2 protein-coding genes are annotated in these 419 nt (G+C 46.1%); both read right to left on the bottom strand.

Going from position 1 to position 419, the window contains the following annotated elements:
• Positions 1–83 precede the first annotated feature (83 nt).
• Positions 84–302: a DUF5348 domain-containing protein gene (locus DWW13_RS18410; protein WP_118720824.1), complete on the bottom strand. Its 219-nt coding sequence runs from the start codon at positions 300–302 to the stop codon at positions 84–86.
• 18 nt (positions 303–320) lie between these two features.
• Positions 321–419 (bottom strand): DUF6017 domain-containing protein (locus tag DWW13_RS18405; protein WP_236879803.1); only part of this gene is annotated, 99 nt, incomplete at its 5' end.

The following is a 419-nucleotide window of genomic DNA, read 5'->3' as shown; positions in this document are numbered from 1 at the left end:
TGAAATCCCTCCTTTCATAGTTTGGTTAGGGTGGTGTGCCGCTTCGGGGCATAAAAATAAGGCGTACATTTTTCATGCCGCCTTTAGATACGCACCCGCAGCCCGTTCAAATCCGAAGCCCTCACACCAACAAGATACCAGTTGTTCCCGTACTCCATGCGGGTCGGCTTCCATTTGCCGCGTACAAACACTTCAAAGCAATCCCCACAATGCAATCCTCCGTAGTAGTCGTTAAGGTCAAAGCGAATGTCGTAACGGTCTGCCGTTTCATCAAAAATCAAAGCTCCTGTTTTTTGTGTCATATTAAAATCCTCCTGTTTTTAATAGCCGCCGTACATATCGTGATTGACAAGAGCGGTGTAATAGCTGTCAATGGTGTTGGGTGCGTTGAAAAGTACCGCTTTCAGATATTGCTTGAT

Origin of the sequence: Blautia sp. AF14-40, assembly GCF_003479665.1 — a bacterium.
Lineage (GTDB): Bacteria > Bacillota > Clostridia > Lachnospirales > Lachnospiraceae > Fusicatenibacter > Fusicatenibacter saccharivorans.
The sequence above is the reverse complement of the archived record's forward strand: the minus strand, read 5'-3'. Positions and strand labels throughout refer to the sequence as shown.